Source organism: Mucilaginibacter mallensis (assembly GCF_900105165.1).
Classification (GTDB): domain Bacteria; phylum Bacteroidota; class Bacteroidia; order Sphingobacteriales; family Sphingobacteriaceae; genus Mucilaginibacter; species Mucilaginibacter mallensis.
Genome location: NZ_LT629740.1, coordinates 2,913,319 through 2,933,823, shown reverse-complemented (window position 1 = coordinate 2,933,823; position 20,505 = coordinate 2,913,319). Strand labels below are relative to the sequence as shown.

Below are 20,505 nucleotides of genomic sequence, written 5' to 3'. Positions count from 1 at the left end.
TGTTTTGATTACCTATTTAATTATTAGCTAGTTAACTAACCACCATTGCTATGAATGATGCAATAGCGGTTAGTAAAAATTATACAGGTGGTCAACGATAGAATTTATCTACACTAACACAGCTCCACCGTCAACAATAATGTTTTGGCCTGTACCGTATTGTTGTTTCATGAGGTAGATAAAAGCAAGGGCAATGTCGTCAGCTTCGCCTACACGTTTTATGAGTTGCGCATCAGCCATCGTCTGGTATAGGTTTTCCCGGTCGGCGGCAGGCATGCTGTCCCAAAGATTGGTATCTACCACGCCCGGTACCACACTATTTACCCGTATTGGGGCAAGCTCAACAGCCATCGCCCGTACAAAACCTTCCATTGCACCGCAAATACTGCTGGCTACCGACCAGCCTTTGCCCGGCCTTGCACTGGCAGTACCGCTGGTTAAAGAGATTGATCCGCCTTTATTAACATTGGGTGAACCATATTTCACTGCCGCAAAAGCTCCCCAGTAACGTATATTAAAAAAAGTACGAGCCTGCTCAATATCAGTTTGATCGATAGTATTGAGATTTAAATTTTCCCCAGCCGAATAAACCAGGTGGTCGAAATTGCCAATTTTATCAAAAAATGCTTTGATGTTTTGTTCGCTGCTAAGATTTACGGCATAGCCCTCTGTACCTGATGGCAGACCTTTCAGCGCGTTATCGATACGCTGCTGGTTACTCGATACGATGACAACATTTGCACCTTCATTAGCGGCTGCCATTGCAGTTGCCAGACCCAGTCCCGAACTTCCGCCTAAAATGATCACTCTTTTTCTTGTTAAGGATGAATTGTTTTTATGTGTTTCCATGAGATTATTAATTCTTATGCAAAATTGCATGAATCATAAGCTAACACACTTAACAAATGGTAAAAACGAAAAGTTTAGCGAATATTTTTGCGGATACGGCTGAGCGACTGAGGGGTGATGCCGAGATAGGAGGCAATATCCTTTAAAGGCACGCGCAAGGCTATATCCGGGTTTTGCACCACGAATAGCCTATACTTGCCTTCGGCATCTTCGCCCAAAAAAGTATTGCGGATGTTTACTTTCTCAATTAATCGCAGTTGATTAAGCTCATCAATTATTTCTTTCATGTAGGGTAATTGCTTGTACAGGTCGAGCAGTTTGCTTTTAGTAATCACCAATACTTCAGCATCGCAAGCCGCGTGTATGCCTGCTGTAGCTGGTGTTTCATCGGTAAAGCTTTGCAGTATGGTACAAAACTGGTTCTCTTTACAAAAGAAATGCGTTAGTTCAATCCCTTTATCATTTATTGATACAATGCGTATTACTCCCTCATAAACAAAAAACAATTCCCGGCAAATTTTCCCTTCCTTAAAAAGTATATCACCTTCTTTGAAAGTTTTATGTGCAAAGTAACTAGCGATGATATTTTCATCTTCTTTGGGGATGTTTCTTAACAGCTGTAAGTAGGAGATGAGTTGCATATACATTAAACAAATATAAGGTTTGCTAATAACAGACTAATAAATGATATATACCTAAAACAATCTTGCCACATAAATATTAACTAAGTAGATGAAATCGAGGTCATTCATTTTTATTTCGCTGGCGGTTGATCTACTGATCGCCATATCAAAATTTGTCGCGGCTGCGGTAACAGGCAGTTCATCAATGCTGGCTGAAGGGATTCACTCGGTTATTGATGCGATCAGTCAGCTTTTGTTGATATGGGGAATAAAAACAAGCAAACGATTACCTGATGCTGATCGCCCATTTGGTTATGGTAAGGAGCTGTATTTCTGGTCGTTCATAGTATCGCTGGTTATTTTTATTGTAGGTGGTTGCATTTCGGTTTACGAGGGCTACATGCGCCTGCAACGGCCCGGATTTGAAGGCCACCCCGGCTTGAACTACCTGATATTAGCTATTGCATTTGTTTTTAATTTGGTTTCTATGTTTTCGGCTTTAAAAGCATTTAACCTGCAGCGGGGTAAAACTTCATTTTGGAAAGCTGTTATCGGCACTAAAGATCCATCAACTATAATTGTATTGCTTGGCGATTTTGGTGATCTGTTTGGGCTTGTTATAGCTTTTCTGGGTGTTTATTTAGGCAGGTTGTTTCATAATCCTTATTACGACGGCGTTGCGTCAATGATCATTGGGGTAATGCTTATCATTATATCCGGCTTCCTGGCCCGCGAAAGTAAAAGTTTGCTGATGGGTGAAACTATCAGCACCAAATCATTACGCAGGGTTGTGAAACTTACAGAAGAGGATGCGGCGATTATAAAAGTAAAAAAGCGTTCATCCATGTATATGGCTCCCGAAGAGATTTTATTACAGATGGATGCTGTTTTTAAAGATGATTTAACCACCAGGCAGATAACCGATGCTATTGAACGGATAACTAAGGCTATACAAAAGGAGTTTCCACGGATGAAGCAGATATTTATTGAGCCGGTGGCGAAGTGATTTTTAGTTAGAAGAATTTTTATCAAAACATAAGGTTGGTAAAACGGGTTCTAAACAGAATCATACTAAATTATGAAGCGTTTATTTTTAACATTATCTATAGTACTTACGTATTGGGTTGCTTATTCTCAGCAGCTTTCGCCGCGGCAATTGTATCCGGGGCTTTTTGAGGCGGTACAGCTTTCATCTGTTTATGCTGATAATAAAACTTTTGTCGACGCGATACCAAGGCAGCCGGTCAAAGTTATTATGTCCCATTACCAGGCTGAGAAGAATAAACCGGGATTTGACTTGAGCAGGTTTGTTAATACCTATTTTACAGAACCACAGGTTGCAAATAGTAACTTTAAAAGCGATGTATCAGCAGGTGTCAGGAAGCATATTGATACGCTGTGGCAGGTATTATCCCGCCAACCGGATACCGCTAAGGGATCGTCATTGCTGGATCTGCCGCATAGTTATATCGTACCAGGTGGGCGTTTCCGTGAGATCTATTACTGGGATTCGTATTTCACCATGCTTGGCTTGCAGGAGAGCCATAAAACCAGGATGATTGAGAACATGGTAAGCAACTTTGCTTACCTGATTGATAAATATGGCTTTATCCCTAATGGAAACCGTACTTATTACTTAACACGCTCACAACCGCCATTTTTCTCGCTGATGGTTGAGCTGCTTTCGCGTGATGATGGCGCTAAAATCCTCATAAAGTATCAGCCTGAAATGTTAAAGGAATATGCTTACTGGATGAAAGGCGCAGCGGGTTTAAAAAAGGGTAATGCCAGCAAACATGTTGTAAAGCTAACGGGCGGTGAAGTACTGAACAGGTATTGGGATGCATCCGATCAGCCGAGGGAAGAGTCTTATAAAGAGGATGTGTTATCAGCAAAGCAAACCAAAGAAGCGGCTCCTGTTTTCTATCGAAACATCAGGGCGGCCGCTGAATCAGGATGGGATTTTAGTTCGCGCTGGTTTAGTGATCCGGCTAAGCTGGCCACTATCCAAACTACTGATCTGATCCCTGTCGACTTGAACTGTTTACTATATCATTTGGAGCAGACCATCGCCCAAAGTTATAAGTTGAAGGGGGATAAGGCCAACTATAATTTATATCAAACTAAAGCTTTACACCGTAAAGCTGCCATACTAAAATATTGCTGGGATAATAACCGCGGTTGGTTTGTGGATTATAACTGGCACAAAAAACAGGTAAGCGCTGCTAAAACCTTAGCTGGTGTTTTTCCGCTTGAATTTCATATAGCTGACACTGTACAGGCGGTAAGCGTAGCTGTGCATCTGCAGACCGAGTTTTTACAGTCGGGTGGATTGGTAACAACCTTAAATACAAACGGGCAGCAATGGGATAGCCCTAATGCATGGGCACCACTACAATATATAGCCATTTACGGGTTGATCAATTATCATCAATCCAGGTTAGCCAGGGATATAGCTATGGCATGGATTAAAACCAATATCCGCACATTCAAAAAAACAGGAAAGCTATTGGAAAAATATAACGTAGTAGATACGCATGCACAAGCAGGCGGCGGCGAATATAATTTACAGGATGGCTTTGGGTGGACGAATGGGGTGCTGTTGAATTTGATGGATTATTATCAGGTGAAACGGTAGTTGGATAAGAGTATTCTAAACCAAGCGTCATTGCGAGGAACGAAGCAATCCCCGACTTTGCAAGTTAAAGTGCGTAAGCCGTCATGCTGAGCGATAGTCGAAGCATGTGGGCAAAGGCCTCTACGCTCATACTTCGACTATCGCTCAGTATGACATCCTCGCCATCATGTAATTATTAATAATGCGCGGTGATGGTGAATTGTGTTTAACCTATTTTGTCACCAACACCCAATCAACCAACATTTGGGCCTGGCCTTGTTTTATTTTGTTTACGGTGCTTTGCGGCATGCCGTAATATGGTGTAGTAACTTTGTTTACGCCGGCGGGGTAGCCACCGCCTAGGGCAAAATTCAGGATAATGTATTTGGGATTATCATAGGCCCAGCGACCGTAATGCTCAACCATTGCACGGGTTACGGTATAGGTTACTTTATCATCCACACTAAAAATAAGGCTGTCGGCACTCCATTCAACCTTATATATATGCCATTGGTCTACAGTGATTCCTTTCGGAAAAAAGGAGCGATGGGCTAATGGCGTATTACCAAAATAGCCTGGCCCATGCAGCGCATGGCTAACCCATGATGAATCGCCTACGGTTTCCATCATGTCTATTTCGCCACAATCCGGCCATTTACCCTCACCTAAGGCCCAAAAGGCAGGCCATAATCCAGCACCACCGGTCATTTTTATCCGGGCTGATACTGTGCCATAGGTAAACTCAAATTTACCACGTGTATTTATTCTTCCTGATAGAAAATCATACTGTTTTTTCATGTCACTCACATATCCGGGATGGTAGACTGGTTTTATAGATAAAAGTCCATTCGCCTGTGAAAGTACGCTGGCTGAATCAACATATGCTTGCTGCTCATTATTCACTGTATGACCGGTAACCTCCACATTCCACACAGTACGGTTAAGTGTTTTGCCGTTAAAGTTTTCAAAAAATACAGTATCGGGTTTATGCTGAGCGGTTGCAACAGATGAAATGGAAATTACGATAGCAAATAATGATAGAAATTTCATAAAATAGTTAAAGAGTAGTACGAAGTTAAGTTAAACTTAATTAATGATTTTGAAAATTGTGGAGACAAAAATTTACAGGTACCCACATCGCGCAGGTACCTGTTTAAGCAGCCAACTATTATTGATTAACCCCGAAAGATTCCCATCCTGACGCAGTTGTGCGATTACAGGTCATGGCTTGTGTGCCATCCTCACTGGATATGTAATCGCCATTATTGCCCTGCAGTGTTATTGTACCGTCGGCATTTACGCCCCAGGTAAATTCTTCCCATGCACCATAAGTTGTGCGGTTACAGGTAATAGGCATAGTGCCATTCTCGCTGCTCACATATTTACCCTGGCTTTCCAATGCGATCTTTCCATTACCTGCATCAACTACTAAAAATTGTTCCCAGCCTTGCGCAACGGTTCGGGTGCAGGTCATGGCTTGTGTTCCATCCTCGCTGCTCACATAGTCGCCGTTAAAGCCTTTTAAAGTAATGGTTTGGCCAATAGGAGGGCCACCTGTAGTTACGCCTTTGTACACACGTACATAATCAACCAGCATACTGGTTGGCAATGAGCCATTATCAATGTTATTGCCGGGCAGATCGCCACCTATGGCCAGGTTCAATATCAGGTAAAAAGGTAATTGGAACGCGCCCGTATTGTTAATGTTATTGGCAATATTGCCTGTTACGTACAAAGTATTATCAACATACCAGTTAATGCTGTTATTATCCCACTCAACAGCATAAACATGAAAGCTGCCAGGGGTTGTAGTTGTACTGCTGCCATATTGAACATGACCGTTACCGCCATTCCAATGCATGGTGCCTAAAATGGTATTTGTAGTGTTTACGTGTTCCATAATATCAATTTCGCCGCAATTTGGCCAGCCAACTGTGCTAATGTTGTTGCCAAGCATCCAGAAAGCGGGCCAGGTGCCATTTACCATAGGCAGTTGAATACGCGCCTCGATACGTCCATACTGGGTTGAGAACTTACCCGAAGTTTCCAGTTTAGCCGATGTATAAGGTTGGCCGCCTACGCTTTGCTGTTTCGCGGTTATTACAAGGTTACCACCTGTTTCGGTAACATTGGCTGCCTGGTAATATTCCTGCTCATTATTTACGCCGGGGTTGCCATTGTCAATATTCCATTTAGTTTGATCAACACTGGTGCCGTTAAACTCATCCGACCATACTAATTGGTAAGTTACGGCTTTGTGATTTGCCATAGGCTTTACCATGTTAACGGCTTCAGGTGTTTTTGACGTGTTAGTGCTGCTGATATCCTTTTTGCAGGATGTAACCATTAAGCCCAACGCCAGTACTACGCCGGCGACGGTTAAAAAACCAGGGAATTGTTTTTTCATAATTTGGAGGTTTACTAAAGCTATCATCCTTAAGGACGATAGCTTTATGGTTAGTGATTATTGTGATATAAGTTTATTTTTCTATTTGTTTACACCGAATGATTCCCATCCTGAAGCTGAAGTGCGTGTACAGGTCATGGCCTGTGTACCATCTTCACTTGAAATATAATCTCCGTTATTGCCTTGCAGTGTTATGGTGCCGTCAGCATTTACGCCCCAGGTAAACTCTTCCCAGGCGCTATAACTGGTACGGTTACAGGTAATTGCCTGTGTGCCATTTTCGCTGCTTACATATTTGCCCATACTTTGCAGTGCTATTTTACCATTACCGGCGTCAACCACTAAAAACTGCTCCCATGTACTTGCGGTTGTGCGGGTACAGGTCATGGCGGTAGTACCATCTTCGCCACTTACATAATCGCCATTAAAACCTTTAAGAGTGATTGTTTGACCGATAGGAGGGCCTGAGGTAGCGCTTGATTGCGTGCCAGCCCATTTAAAGGTAGCAACAGCTCCGGCAGGCAGTGTATAAGTGAAGGATTCGGTGCCCCATTTTATTTTAAATGTTTGGCTTGATGATGCGGTATTAAGCGCTATTACCACTTTAGTACCGTCAGGGTTTTTAAAGGCAACGTTCTGGATACTGCTTGAGAATGTGTTTGATGAAATGCGCACTGCACCTGCATTTACAAATTCAGATGCATGAGCTATAATATAGTAAGCCGTGTTTCGTGTATAGCGATTACCTGATATGGTTACCGCACCCAAACAATTAGAGCATCCTCCTGCGGTATGCGGGTTATAATTCGGATCAGCGGCAAGGTTCCATTCAAGTACCACGCGACTCCAGTTACGCGGGGCACCAATGATGAGGTTGTTTACATGCCATGACAGGTCGCCACCAAAATTACTCGGACCGCCGATGAACTGCTCTGTGAAATAAACGTTTTTGGCAGGGTAAGCATTATGCACCGTTGTTAAAGCGCTGATATCACCGGCGTATAAGTGAAACGCAGAACCATCAACATATGGGTTTGCGCTTGCATCCCCCAAAACAGCTTCAGGATAGCCTGGCTGATCGCAATTATGGTCATAGCATATAATTTTGGTAGTGATGCCATTAGAAGCGAACTGCGGACCCAAATTGTTTTTAATGAAGTTGGCCTCCTCGTTTGATTGCATGGTCATGGCGGGGTTATTATTGGCATTTAAGGGTTCGTTTTGAGGCGTTACCGCATAAATGGTGATTCCTTGTGCCGCCATTGCCTGTATGTATTTTACAAAATAACGGGCATAAGCATCATAGTAAGCTGTATTTAAGCTACCTCCGGTAAAGCCGCCGTTACCTGTAGTATTGCTTTTCATCCAAATAGGGGCGGTCCACGGTGTGGCCAGTATTTTTACAGATGGATTTATGGCGATGATCTTCTTTAAAACCGGTATCAGGTCGGTCATTTCCTGACTGATGCTGAAGTTGGTTAGATTAACATCTGTTTGTCCTGATGGCATATCGTCATAAGTAAAATCAGATGCGCTGAGGTCAGATGCACCTATGGTAATACGCAAAAAGCTGGAACCCATATGGCCCGCTGCTGTAGAAAAGATCTCATTCAGAAAAGTGCTTTGATTTGCACCCAGTCCATTAATCAAAGAGGCACTGCCACCGGTAAGGCAATAGCCAAAGCCATCAATAGTTTGGTAGGTAGTAGTTTCATCAACGGTGATAGTTGTGGCGTTTGTGCCCGCATCAGCCGCGAAGTTTATGCCGGTTTGCTGTGCCAGCAGTTGGGATTGATCCGCAGTAGTTTCCCATACACTTACCCCTTCGTTTGCTGCAAGGCTGGTTTTACCAGCTTTGATAGTTGATTTGGCATAAGCTGCATTAGATGAAGAGTTTGAGAGATCCTTTTTACAGGACGAATACAACAATGCAGGCAATATTATCCATATCGCCATGAATTTAAAATAGGTACTTGTGTTCATAATTGTTTATTTGGTTTTGTTGGTTTAGATTTTTTTGACCAAATAAAAGCACGTAACTATCCTTAAAAACAAATTTTGCTATAACCTTATTAACCTGCACTTAAATATATAATGCAAGATATTATAACACTAAAGCAATTTTTTAATAAGTAAGTCTGTAATCAAGGTAGTGGTAATGATTCTATAGTTGGTGACACAAATCTAGGTTATTTAAAATGGTAAAAACAAATAAAAAATTCATAAATAATTGATTTATAGATAATTATATAAATTTCAATACGCTTTAAACGCAGGTTGGATTTTTAGTAAAAAAACGTTTTATTATATTGAAACACCGTTTTTGAGTGTGCTTATAAAATATTGAATGATACGCTTGCTTCACATATGATTTATTATGAAAATATTGCATTAATCAATATGAAATGATAGTGTGTGAAGTAATAAATGCTGTATAATAATGTATTTTACCTGTTACCTGTCTCAAAACCTTTGGATAATTAATATAACTTTACCCCAATAAATTATATCCTATGACATTAGTTATAGTGTTGTTATGTATTGCAGGCCTTGTTATCCTGATATCCGCCTGTAAGATCAACGCATTTTTATCCTTTTTAATCATCTCCGTAATAGCAGGTATAGCCTTAGGTGTACCGGCAGCACAAATTCCAAAATCAATTGAAAAAGGTATTGGTGATACTTTAGGTGGGTTGGTTATTATCCTGTGCCTTGGCGCTATGCTGGGTAAACTATTGGCCGAAAGCGGTGCTGCCCATAAACTGGCAGACGCATTAATGCATGCCTTTGGGCCCAAATATATTCAATGGGCTATGGTAGTAACGGGGTTTGTAATTGGTATCCCATTGTTTTATGGGGTGGGTTTTGTATTGGTTATACCGCTTATATTTTCCATCGCTTACCAATACAAAATGCCGGTGATATACATTGGCCTGCCTATGCTGGCAGCTTTATCGGTTACACATGGTTTTTTGCCCCCGCACCCGTCACCATCGGCTTTAGTTATGCAATTTAAAGCCAGTATGGGGCTTACGCTGTTATATGGTATGGCCGTAGCTATACCAGCTATAATTATTGCAGGGCCACTTTTTACCAGAACCTTAAAAAATCTGGAAGTACACCCCCTTCAAATTTTTGAACCAACAAAGGCCGCTGTTGAAAAAACTCCCGGTACGGCAACCAGCTTTTTTACCGCTTTATTGCCTGTGCTACTGTTAATGCTTACTACACTTTATCCTTATATTGATAACCATCATTTGCCTTTTCAAAGCACGGTGGCGTTAATAGGCCAGCCATCAGTAGTAATGATCATTTCTATAATTTATGCCACCTATTCATTAGGCCTTAAAACAGGCAGGGGTATGGCAGAGATCATGACTATTTATGAAGATGCTGTAAAGGATATTGCAATGATCGTTTTGATCATCGGTGCATCGGGCGCGTTAAAGCAAATTTTAACTGATAGCGGTGCAAGCGCGCAAATAGCGGGAATGCTGCAACATGTTGATCTGCCACCGCTTGTACTTGGGTGGCTAATGGCTACCATTATAAGGGTATGCATAGGCTCTGCAACAGTAGCGGGCCTTACCACAGCAGGCCTAATTGCCCCTTTAATGCTGCAAACCCATACCGATCCCAACCTGATGGTGTTGGCAGTTGGAGCAGGAAGTTTAATGTTTTCGCATGTTAACGACTCCGGTTTTTGGATGTTTAAAGAGTATTTTAACATCAGCGTTAAGGATACTTTGCGGTCATGGTCGGTAATGGAAACATTGGTGGGGACTGTAGGCATTGTAGGAGTTTTGATCTTAAATCAGTTTGTAAAATAATATATATTAGTCCAATGAACACACCTGAAGAAAACTTTGCAAAAACAGGCCTTACACTTCCGCCTGCGCCCACACCACTTGGTGTTTATAAACCATGTTTGGTTGATGGTAAATACCTTTATGTATCAGGCCATGGTACGGTTCAAAATGATAAAAGCCTTATCATCGGCCGTATTGGAATAGACATTGATATGCACGATGGGAAATTGGCTGCCAGGCAGGTTGGCCTTGCCATTTTATCAACAATAAAAGCTAATCTCGGTAGTTTAAATAAAGTAAAAAGGGTAATAAAGGTATTAGGCATGGTTAATTGTGTACCTGAGTTTGAAAAGCACCCTTATATTATTAATGGCTGTAGTGAGCTTTTTGCCGAAGTGTGGGGACCTGAAAATGGTATCGGCGTGAGGAGTGCGGTTGGTTTTGGATCGCTGCCTGATAATATTCCTGTTGAAATTGAAGCTCTTTTTGAATTAGAGCAATAAAATAGGCTAATGGAAGACTGGTTCAGTATTTCGGATGTAGATCAGGTAGATACCCCTTCACTGGTAGTTTATCCCCAAAGGGTAAAATACAACCTCGATCTGCTTAAAACACATATAGATAAGGTTGATCGGTTAAGACCGCATGTGAAAACGCATAAGTGTATAGAGGCTGCTCTTTTAAACATCGAAGCAGGGATAAATAAATTTAAATGCGCCACTATTGCCGAAGCCGAAATGCTAGGCATGTGCAAGGCAATGGATGTTTTATTAGCTTATCAGCCAATTGGGCCCAAAATAAACCGGCTGATTAGTCTAATAAAACAGTACCCGGATACAAAATATTCCTGTTTGATTGATAGCCTTGTATCGGCACAAAATATCAATACGGTAGCCGTTACAAATGCACTTTCTATTGATGTTTATATCGATATTAATGTTGGTATGAATAGGTCTGGCATTCATCCGCATGAGGCGTTTGAATTATATGAACAGAGCTCTAAATTATCAAACCTTAAAGTTAAGGGCTTGCATGCATATGATGGACATATTCATGATGCAGATTTTGAGATTCGTATCCAGCGTTGTAATGATTCTTTTGCCCCGGTTGAGGAATTAATAGCTCAATTAAATGATGCCGGGTTTAATCCCATAACTATCGCCGGTGGTACACCAACCTTTCCAATCCATGCCAAAAGGAAAGATGTGGAATGCAGCCCCGGTACATTTATTTATTGGGATGAGGGGTATGGAAAATCATGCAAAGAACAAGAGTTTTTACCGGCAGCTTTGGTAATAAGCAGGCTAGTGTCTATGCCCGATGAAACAAGGATCTGTGTCGATTTGGGACATAAATCCATCGCATCTGAAAATACATTGGATAAACGGGTTGTATTTTTAAATGCACCTGAACTAAAACCGGTTGGCCATAGCGAAGAGCATCTGGTTTTGGAAGCCGGCGCAGGTCATAATTATAAAATTGGCGACCTGCTTTATGGATTGCCTTATCATATTTGCCCAACCATAGCGCTATACGAACGGGCTATAATAATTGAAGATAAAAAGGTGATTGGCGAATGGAAAACCATAGCCCGCGACCGTAAAATTAATATTTAAAGAACTATGTTTATTGTAGATGCCCACCTCGACCTAAGTATGAACGCGCTGGAATGGAACCGCGACCTAACGCAACCCATCGCAGCAATTAATGAGCGGGAGGTAGGGCTTACAGATAAACCTGATCGTGGTAAGGGCGTTGTATCGTTACCAACACTTCGCAAAGGAAACATTGGTTTGGTGGTAGCAACGCAGATTGCGCGTTTTGTAGCACCTGATAATCATTTGCCCGGCTGGCATTCACCGGAACAGGCCTGGGCGCAAACACAAGGGCAGCTGGCATGGTATAAGGCCATGGAAGACATCGGCGAAATGGTGCAGATCAATAATCTTGAAACTTTGGAGCGCCATTTACAGCTTTGGAACGATGGTACGGGTAATGAGCATAAGCCCGTAGGCTATATTTTAAGCTTAGAAGGGGCAGATTCATTGGTTACTGTTGGGCATTTGGAACGCGCCTATAATAACGGACTAAGAGCCGTTGGCCCTGCACACTACGGTCCCGGTCGGTACGCACAAGGAACTGACGCAACGGGATATATGGGGCCTAAAGGCCATGAACTGTTAAAAGAAATGGAGCGCCTGAACGTGATTTTAGATGCTACCCATTTATGCGATGATAGCTTTTGGGAAGCGCTTGATCATTTTAACGGGCATGTTTGGGCCAGCCATAACAATTGCCGGGCTTTAGTAAATCATAACCGCCAATACAGCGATGAGCAGATCAAAATATTGATAGAAAGAAGTGCGGTTATCGGTGCTGCTTTAGATGCCTGGATGATGGTGCCTGGATGGGTGAGAGGTGTATCAACACCAACAGGCATGGGCTGTAATTTGGAGGTGATGATAGATCATATAGATCATATTTGCCAGATAGCCGGAAATACTTTGCATGTAGGTATCGGGTCAGACCTGGATGGTGCATTTGGCCGCGAGCAATGCCCGTATGATCTGGAGACAATTGCTGACCTGCAAAAACTAACCGAGTTGTTTACAAAACGGGGCTACAACCTAACCGACATTGAAAACATGATGCACGGCAACTGGCTCCGGTTTTTAAGAAAAGCCTGGAAATAGTTAACCGGGCTGAAATTGGTTTATCTATTACTAAAATTATAATTCCGCTTATGTAAATTTACCACTACATAAGCCCTGCAAGGCCTTGTTTTGCGTTAAAAATAAGCGATTTAATATTTTTATCTGTATTTTAGGATTTCAATATTATTTCATGCAACAACTTCCCAGTCGCCTTTCATCTATTGATGTTCTCAGGGCTATTACCATGTTATTAATGATATTTGTTAATGACTCAAGTGGTTTAAAATTAGTGCCCGTATGGATAGATCACGCCAAGGAATATGAGGATGCATTGGGCTTTGCCGATACCATATTTCCGGCCTTTCTTTTTATAGTAGGTCTATCGCTGCCATTCGCCATAAAAAACCGGATGAAGAAGGGCGATTCACAAATTTCTATACTATTCTATATACTTACCCGTAGCGCGGCGCTACTTATAATAGGCTTTTATCATGTAAACCTGGAGGAATATAACAGTGTATCGGCACCATTACCTCATGCTGTTTGGGAACTTATCATCACATTCAGTTTCTTCCTCATCTGGCTGGATTACCCGGAAACCATGCAAAAGGCGAAAAAAAACATATTGGTGGGTATAGGTATTGCCGCGCTTATTGTGATGGCCATACTATACAAAGGAGGCACTCCCGATCATCCAACATGGATGCACACTTCATGGTGGGGTATATTGGGCATTATTGGTTGGTCGTACCTGGTTTGCGCGCTTGCCTTTTTTATATTTAAAGGCAGGTTAAATGCTATGCTGATAGTTTACGTAATATTTGCAGGCTTAAATATAGCGTTGCATTCAGTTTTTAAGCATGATAGTTTGTGGGTGATTGGTGATGCTGCATCCGTAACCTTAACTATGGGCGGTGTGGTTATCTCCGGGGTTTACGCCTACCTGGTTGAAAAGAATCGTACACATCGCTTGTGGACTATTTTTACAATTGCTGGCACCGGGTTAATTATACTAGGCTTAGTGCTTCGTCCTTATACCGAGGGGATCTCAAAAATACGTTCAACACCGGGCTGGGTATTTATTTGCAGCGGCATTACCATATTGATGTTTGAGCTGTTGATCTATGTGGTTGATATGAAGGGTAAAAAGAACTTCTTCAGGATCATAAGTCCGGCCGGTACCAGCACTTTAACCTGCTACTTATTGCCCTATATACAGGTAAGTTTAATTGAATTATTTGGTATTGAATACCCACATATATTTAATTATGGCTTTACAGGTTTGCTGCGCTCTATGGCAACTGCATTTATAATCATCTGGATAGGCGGCCTGCTCGAAAAGAAACGACTAAGACTAAAGATCTAACAAACAAAGTTTATATGAAACTGAATTTTAAACTCATTAATAATGAAGTATATACTGCTGTATTGCTTTGTTTATCGCTCATTATTGGTTTTAACCTGTCTGCCAATGCCCAGAGGAAGAAATATGTGGTTATTGGTTATGTAGGCGGTTACAGAGGGTTAATTGATACTACTATGGTCGATCCGAAAAAGCTAACCGTTATCAATTATGCCTTTGTTAACGTATTGAATAATAGGGCCACATTAAGTAAGCTTAATACTGATACTATTAATTTAAAATATCTTGCCGGCCTTAAAAAAAGAAATCGTGATCTTAAAATAGTAATCTCTATAGGTGGATGGACATGGAGTGGGAATTTTTCAGATGCTGTGCTTACCGATACTGCCCGGCAGGCATTTGCAGCCAGCGCAGTTGATATTGTAAGGAAATATCAGTTAGATGGTGTTGATATTGATTGGGAGTATCCCGCACAAAAAGGTCTTGGCAATATTAATCGCCCTGATGATAAGCACAATTATACATTGATGTTCCAGGCGATAAGGCAGGATCTGGATCAGTTAGAACAACAAACCGGCAGAAAGATGATCCTGAGTACAGCAGTAGGTGGTTTTAAGGGTTTTATAACACATACGGAGATGGATCAGGTGCAGAAATATGTTACTTATATTAACCTGATGACCTATGATTATGCACAGGATAGTTTGGGCGTTGCAATACATCACACCGGATTATACGGCTCTAAAAAATATAACGCGACTGAATATTCTGCCAAAGCAGTTACTGATTTTATCGCAGCAGGAGTGCCTCCTGGTAAACTAGTAATAGGCATAGCTTTTTATGGTCACGGGTTTGAAACTGCTGATACAGTTCAAAACGGATTGGGTAGCAAGGTTGTTAAGTCGATGCGTGGCGGTGGATATACTTTTATAAAAGACAGTTTGATTACCAATAAGGCATTTAAATATTACCGTGATGAGGATGCAAAAGCGCCTTACCTGTTTAATGCTACCACCAAACAATTCGTAACGTTTGATGATGAATGGTCGGTTAAAAATAAATGCCAGTATGTGAAGGATAATGGCATGGCAGGGGTAATGTTTTGGGAGTATTCGAGTGATAAAAAGGAGTATCTGTTAAAAGAAATAAATCACGACCTTAAGTAATTGATTAAAAAATATATAGATTTATTTTTTGGAGTTTTCGAAAGAAGCGTGAGCCTTGGGCGATTCCCCTCTTGAAAGGGGTGTAGGGGTGTGTCATATATACAGAATAACACACCCCTGCAACAGCACAGTCGGCGCGCCCCCTCTCAAGAGGGGAATTTTGTTGTTTCGAGTATTCAAAAATTATTTTCACTCAAAAATAAACCACATAAGCCTGATGAAACGTAACTACTACATCGTAGCATTAATAATGCTCTCCTTTTTTGTGATCTCGTTCCTTACCAATGTAATTGGTGCCTTAAATCCCGATTTTATTAAGGGGTTTAATCTCAGCCTTACACTGGCGGCATTTTTACCATTCGCGTTCTTTATTGCTTATGGTTTGGTATCTATTCCCACAGGTATCCTGCTCGAAAAATACAAGGAAAAGAAGATTATGATCGCAGGGTTTGTAGTTGCCTTTTTTGGCTCGCTGCTTTTGGCGATGGTGCATAATTATTTAAGCGCTATTATCTCCTTATTTTTAATTGGCAGTGGTATGGCAATGCTACAGGTGGTAATAAATCCATTGCTGCGTACATCAGGCGGCGAAGAGAATTATGCTTTTAACTCTGTACTGGCACAATTAATTTTCGGTGCGGCATCTTTTGTAAGTCCTATGGTGTATTCTTATTTCGCCCTGCACCTTAATGATAATGGCGGAACAGGTTTTATGACCTTTTTCCATACCATTGTGCCATCAAATTTACCATGGATCTCGCTTTACTGGATCTTTTCTGTGATCTCCTTATTGATGATCCTTATTATCAGATTTTCAAAATTCCCGGTTGTAGAGTTGAAAGAAGATGAAGAAGTAGGATCAATCAGTACACACTTGATGCTTTTTAAAAGGCCTGTGGTTATTTTATTCTTCCTGGGTATATTTTGCTATGTAGGTACTGAACAGGGCTTAAATAATACCATATCGCTTTTTTTGGAGAAATACCATGGTTATGATTCTAAAACTACGGGCGCTGATAGCCTGGCTTACTTTTGGGGCTTAATGACACTTGGAGGTATTGTCGGTCTGTTCTTATTGAAAATAATGGATAGCCGTAAGGTATTAGTTGCTTTTTCTATTCTGGCTATTATCTCCTTTGCAACAGGACTTTTTGGTCCGGGCAATATTGCTTTGATCGCTTTGCCTTTGGTTGGTTTCTTCGCTTCGGTAATGTATCCTATCATTTTCTCGCTGGCTTTAAATTCTATTGATGAACATCATGGTTCATTTGCAGGTATTTTGGTTACCGCTATTATTGGCGGGGCTGTTATCCCGTTAATTATTGGTGGCATAGGGGATGCAATAAGCCTGCGGGCAGGCATGTTTGTGCTGTTCATAACTATGGGCTATATTTTAAGCATCGGTATATGGGCGCGCCCGCTTATTGTTAACAAAACCATCGACCTGAAAAAGAAAGCTGAATAATATGAGTACTACAACTATAATCGGGATAGACCTGGGCGCTACCAATATCCGTGGGGCTTTGGTTACCGATGAGCTGCATTCCGATATTGTTTCCCGCCGCATAAAAAGTGATGGTACTCAGGAAGAAGTATTGGAGGATGTTTTTTGGGTGGTTGATCAACTCATCGACTCAACAGTAAAAGCGATTGGCATTGGCGTACCCAGCGTTGTTGATGTTGCCGAGGGTATTGTTTATGATGTACAGCATATTCCATCGTGGAAGGAGGTGCATTTAAAAAGCATAATGGAAGCCCGCTACAAAATCCCGGTGTATGTTAATAATGATGCGAACTGTTTCGCCCTGGGTGAGTTTTATTTTGGTAAAGGAAAAGGTAGTGAATCGTTAACAGGCTTAACCCTAGGCACGGGTTTAGGTGCAGGTATTATAACCAATGGTAAACTGTATTCAGGCTATAACTGCGGTGCAGGTGAGATAGGTTGCATTAGTTATTTAGATGAGAACTTAGAGTTTTATTGCAGCGGTTCATTCTTTCAAAATGTTCATCAATTAGATGGTTTGAAAGTATATGAAGCAGCGCAAAAAGGCGAGGAGCAGGCATTAAAACTGTATGATGAATTAGGCAAGCATATTGGCGAAGCTATAAAAATAACCATGTATGCCTATGATCCGCAGGTGATCATTATGGGAGGCTCTGTTAGTCAGGCTTATGGATATTTTCACGAGGCTATGTGGGCGCAGCTTAAAACCTTTGCTTATCAAAAATCAGTTGAACGGATACGTATTGAGATCTCTGAACTTGAGAACAGCGGGGTATTGGGAGCTGCTGCTTTGTTTTACGATGCCGGCAAATAATTAGAAGACTAAATACATTATACCATGAAAAAATACTTGTTAATTGTATGTTGTCTTCTATTTATCTGGCAATCATATGGGCAAAGCCGGAAAGAAAACTTTCAAATGATATTGAAGGACGACTGGAAGATGCAATCTGCAATTACAGATCCATCGGCAGGTGAAAAAGTATCCCAGGATTCATTCAAAACAAAAAGGTGGTATAATGTAAGTGTTCCTACAACTATTATTGCCGGTTTACTGGCTAACAAAGTATATAGTTTCGATCCATTTTATGGACAGAATTTCAAGAAGTTGAATGATCCAAGATTAGATCATCCCTGGTGGTTCAGGCGGGTTTTTGAATTGCCTTCATCTCAAAATGGAAAAACGGTGATACTCCGTTTGCATGGTATCAATTACAAGGCGAATGTGTGGTTAAATGGTGTGTTGATAGCTGATTCATCCCAAATAAAGGGCCCTTTCCGCATTATTCAGATAGATGTAACAAAGCATATCACAAATGGTAACAACACACTGGCTATTGAAGTGCTAAGGCCATTCAACCCAGATGGCGAAAACGGCGATCTGGCTATTGATTATGCTGACTGGATCCATTATCCGCCCGATTATAATGGCGGTATAGTAAACAACATCGAAATAAAAACTTACAATAAAGTGGGTGTGCAATACCCGTTGGTGACTACCAAATTTGATTTGCCATCTATCCACATTGCTCACTTATCGGTTGATGCGCTGGTTACCAATTATACAGGAAAGGAGCAGGATGTAATTTTAGAGGGTACTATTGATGGTAAAATTAAGTTTGAGCAAAAGGTTCACTTAAAACCCAACGAATCACGTAATGTAAGCTTCTCTCCGGCAGATTATCCGCAGTTGAATATTACTGATCCCAAAATATGGTGGCCGTGGCAATATGGCAAGCCGGAACTGAATCGCATTAAACTGGCTATTTTAACAGGTAACGAGGTTAGTAATACCATTGAGGAAGATTTTGGTATCCGTGAGATAACTTCAAAAATGATTGATACCGCTTCAAGAATGTTTATTGTAAATGGCGAACCTATTATGCTGAGAGGCGCGGCCTGGTCGCCTGATATTTTTCAGCGCAGATCGGAAGAGCGTCAGGAGCAGGAGGTAAGCCTTGTGCGTGATATGCACATGAATATTATCCGTTCAGAAGGAAAACTAGAAGACGATCATTTTTACGACCTGTGCGATAAATACGGCATGTTGGTAATGACCGGCTATATGTGCTGTGGTACATGGCAGCATCCCGAAAACTGGGATGCCGACAAAAGGAAAGTCGCCATGGCATCTGATAGCAGTATTATGTACTGGTTCCGTAACAAAGCCTGTATGATGACCTGGCTCAATGGCAGCGATATGCCGCCTACTGATAGCAGCGTTGAAAGAGGGTATCTGAATATTGAAAAGACCTTAAAATATCCCAATCCCATACTGTCAACCGCTAATGAGGGAAAATCAAAAGTATCCGGGTATAGTGGTGTGAAAATGGCCGGGCCATATGAGTGGGTGCCACCTATTTATTGGGAAACCGATACTACCCACAGATATGGCGGTATGTACAGTTTCGCTACTGAAATTTCTCCTGGCCCATCTATCCCGCCGTATGAAAGTTTGATCAAGTTTATACCTAAAGATTCCTTATGGTACACTTCAGCCGATTGGCAGTACCACTGCGGTACGCATGATTTTGGTACCACCAATGTGTTCAATACAGCCTTAAATTCAAGGTATGGTCAGGCATCAACCATAAAAAATTACCTGGCTAAAGCACAGGCGCAGAATTACGAGGCGCACCGTGCCATGATGGAGGCTTACGGCTTAAATAAATACCATACCACGACTGGTATAGTACAATGGATGCTTAGCAACCCATGGCCGGGTCTGATCTGGCATACCTACGATTACTATCTATACCCGGCGGGTACTTATTTCGGCATGAAGAAATCTATGGAACCGTTGCATGTAATGTACTCGTACAGAGATAATGAGGTTGATGTAACCAATTCCTTATTGCAAAACTTTACAGACTTAACGGTTCAGGCTGATGTTTATAATCTGGATGGTACGTTAAAATATAACCATTCAGCACAGATAGCTGTTAGCAAGGATAGTATAGCCAAATGTTTTAAGATACCTGCCATCGATGGTTTATCTGATACTTATCTACTGCGTTTGCAATTAAGTGATAAAGGCGGCAGCGTAAGAAGCATTAACTGGTATTGGTCAGCTAAAACAATGGATAAGCTAAACTGGCAAAAATCAACCTGGTATATTACGCCGCAATCAGGCTATGCTGATTACAGTGCTTTGCAAACCATGCCCAAAACTCCTGTAAATATGAATTTTTCGACCATTGCAAGTAAGGATAGCACCATTCACCAGGTTATATTAACTAATACAGGTAAAACAGTTGCATTTTTTGTACACCTGCGTGCATTAAAGGGTAAGGATGGCGATGATATATTACCGGTAATTTTCAGTGATAATTATATCTCTCTTGCTCCGGGCGAAAGAAGGATAATCAAGGTTACTTACGCAACAAAAGATGCGCATGGGGTGCCGCCATACTTTATTACCTCGGCCTGGAACCTGGATGTTGCATTAAGTAAAGGAGGAGATCATACCGCGTTTGAAAACGGTTTGCCTGTTAACTGATTATCACTATCTTG

The 20,505-nt window shown here is 41.4% G+C and carries 16 protein-coding genes; 11 read left to right on the top strand and 5 right to left on the bottom strand.

Annotation, left to right across the window (positions count from 1 at the left end; genetic code table 11):
* Positions 1–108 precede the first annotated feature (108 nt).
* Both BLU33_RS12085 and BLU33_RS12080 read right to left on the bottom strand, forming a co-directional pair.
* A complete protein-coding gene (locus tag BLU33_RS12085) occupies positions 109–849 on the bottom strand; it encodes an SDR family oxidoreductase (protein ID WP_091372932.1) in 741 nt (246 codons plus the stop codon).
* Between the two features lie 74 nt (positions 850–923).
* Positions 924–1,496, bottom strand: a complete 573-nt coding sequence (locus tag BLU33_RS12080) for a Crp/Fnr family transcriptional regulator (protein WP_091372930.1) — start codon at positions 1,494–1,496, stop codon at positions 924–926.
* Positions 1,497–1,581: 85 nt separating this feature from the next.
* On the opposite strand from BLU33_RS12080, the gene BLU33_RS12075 reads away from it, so the two are divergent.
* Both BLU33_RS12075 and treF read left to right on the top strand, forming a co-directional pair.
* Positions 1,582–2,478 (top strand): cation diffusion facilitator family transporter, encoded by an 897-nt coding sequence (locus BLU33_RS12075; protein ID WP_091372927.1) that lies wholly within the window; start codon positions 1,582–1,584, stop codon positions 2,476–2,478.
* A 72-nt stretch (positions 2,479–2,550) separates the two neighbouring features.
* Positions 2,551–4,110, top strand: coding sequence for an alpha,alpha-trehalase TreF (treF, locus tag BLU33_RS12070; RefSeq protein WP_091372925.1), 1,560 nt, complete (start codon positions 2,551–2,553; stop codon positions 4,108–4,110).
* Between the two features lie 210 nt (positions 4,111–4,320).
* Here treF and BLU33_RS12065 read toward each other — a convergent pair whose 3' ends face one another.
* The 3 genes from BLU33_RS12065 to BLU33_RS12055 form a co-directional block, all read right to left on the bottom strand.
* Positions 4,321–5,139: a glycoside hydrolase family 16 protein gene (locus BLU33_RS12065; RefSeq protein ID WP_091372923.1), complete on the bottom strand. Its 819-nt coding sequence runs from the start codon at positions 5,137–5,139 to the stop codon at positions 4,321–4,323.
* A 118-nt stretch (positions 5,140–5,257) separates the two neighbouring features.
* Positions 5,258–6,496: a family 16 glycosylhydrolase gene (locus BLU33_RS12060; RefSeq protein WP_091372921.1), complete on the bottom strand. Its 1,239-nt coding sequence runs from the start codon at positions 6,494–6,496 to the stop codon at positions 5,258–5,260.
* An 81-nt stretch (positions 6,497–6,577) separates the two neighbouring features.
* Complete coding sequence (locus BLU33_RS12055) at positions 6,578–8,479, bottom strand: glycoside hydrolase family 30 beta sandwich domain-containing protein (protein ID WP_232009444.1); 1,902 nt, start codon at positions 8,477–8,479, stop codon at positions 6,578–6,580.
* Positions 8,480–9,009: 530 nt separating this feature from the next.
* Between BLU33_RS12055 and BLU33_RS12050 the strand changes: the two genes are divergently transcribed.
* The 9 genes from BLU33_RS12050 to BLU33_RS12010 all read left to right on the top strand — a co-directional run bounded on the left by BLU33_RS12050 (position 9,010) and on the right by BLU33_RS12010 (position 20,491).
* Positions 9,010–10,326, top strand: a complete 1,317-nt coding sequence (locus BLU33_RS12050) for a gluconate:H+ symporter (RefSeq protein WP_091372916.1) — start codon at positions 9,010–9,012, stop codon at positions 10,324–10,326.
* 14 nt (positions 10,327–10,340) lie between these two features.
* Entirely contained in the window at positions 10,341–10,808 is a 468-nt protein-coding gene (locus BLU33_RS12045) for a RidA family protein (RefSeq protein WP_091372912.1), read from the top strand.
* Between the two features lie 9 nt (positions 10,809–10,817).
* Positions 10,818–11,921 (top strand): D-TA family PLP-dependent enzyme, encoded by a 1,104-nt coding sequence (locus BLU33_RS12040; protein WP_091372909.1) that lies wholly within the window; start codon positions 10,818–10,820, stop codon positions 11,919–11,921.
* A gap of 6 nt (positions 11,922–11,927) precedes the next feature.
* Positions 11,928–12,998: a dipeptidase gene (locus BLU33_RS12035; RefSeq protein ID WP_091372907.1), complete on the top strand. Its 1,071-nt coding sequence runs from the start codon at positions 11,928–11,930 to the stop codon at positions 12,996–12,998.
* 151 nt (positions 12,999–13,149) lie between these two features.
* The gene (locus BLU33_RS12030; RefSeq protein WP_091372904.1) at positions 13,150–14,325 is read left to right on the top strand and encodes a DUF5009 domain-containing protein; all 1,176 of its coding nucleotides are present in this window, start codon (positions 13,150–13,152) and stop codon (positions 14,323–14,325) included.
* Positions 14,326–14,339: 14 nt separating this feature from the next.
* On the top strand, positions 14,340–15,488 hold the full coding sequence (locus BLU33_RS12025; RefSeq protein WP_091372902.1) for a glycoside hydrolase family 18 protein: 1,149 nt from the start codon (positions 14,340–14,342) through the stop codon (positions 15,486–15,488).
* Between the two features lie 217 nt (positions 15,489–15,705).
* Positions 15,706–16,953, top strand: coding sequence for a sugar MFS transporter (locus BLU33_RS12020; RefSeq protein WP_091372899.1), 1,248 nt, complete (start codon positions 15,706–15,708; stop codon positions 16,951–16,953).
* Between the two features lies 1 nt (position 16,954).
* On the top strand, positions 16,955–17,806 hold the full coding sequence (locus BLU33_RS12015) for an ROK family protein (RefSeq protein ID WP_091372896.1): 852 nt from the start codon (positions 16,955–16,957) through the stop codon (positions 17,804–17,806).
* Between the two features lie 24 nt (positions 17,807–17,830).
* Positions 17,831–20,491, top strand: coding sequence for a glycoside hydrolase family 2 protein (locus BLU33_RS12010; RefSeq protein ID WP_091372893.1), 2,661 nt, complete (start codon positions 17,831–17,833; stop codon positions 20,489–20,491).
* Positions 20,492–20,505 lie beyond the last annotated feature (14 nt).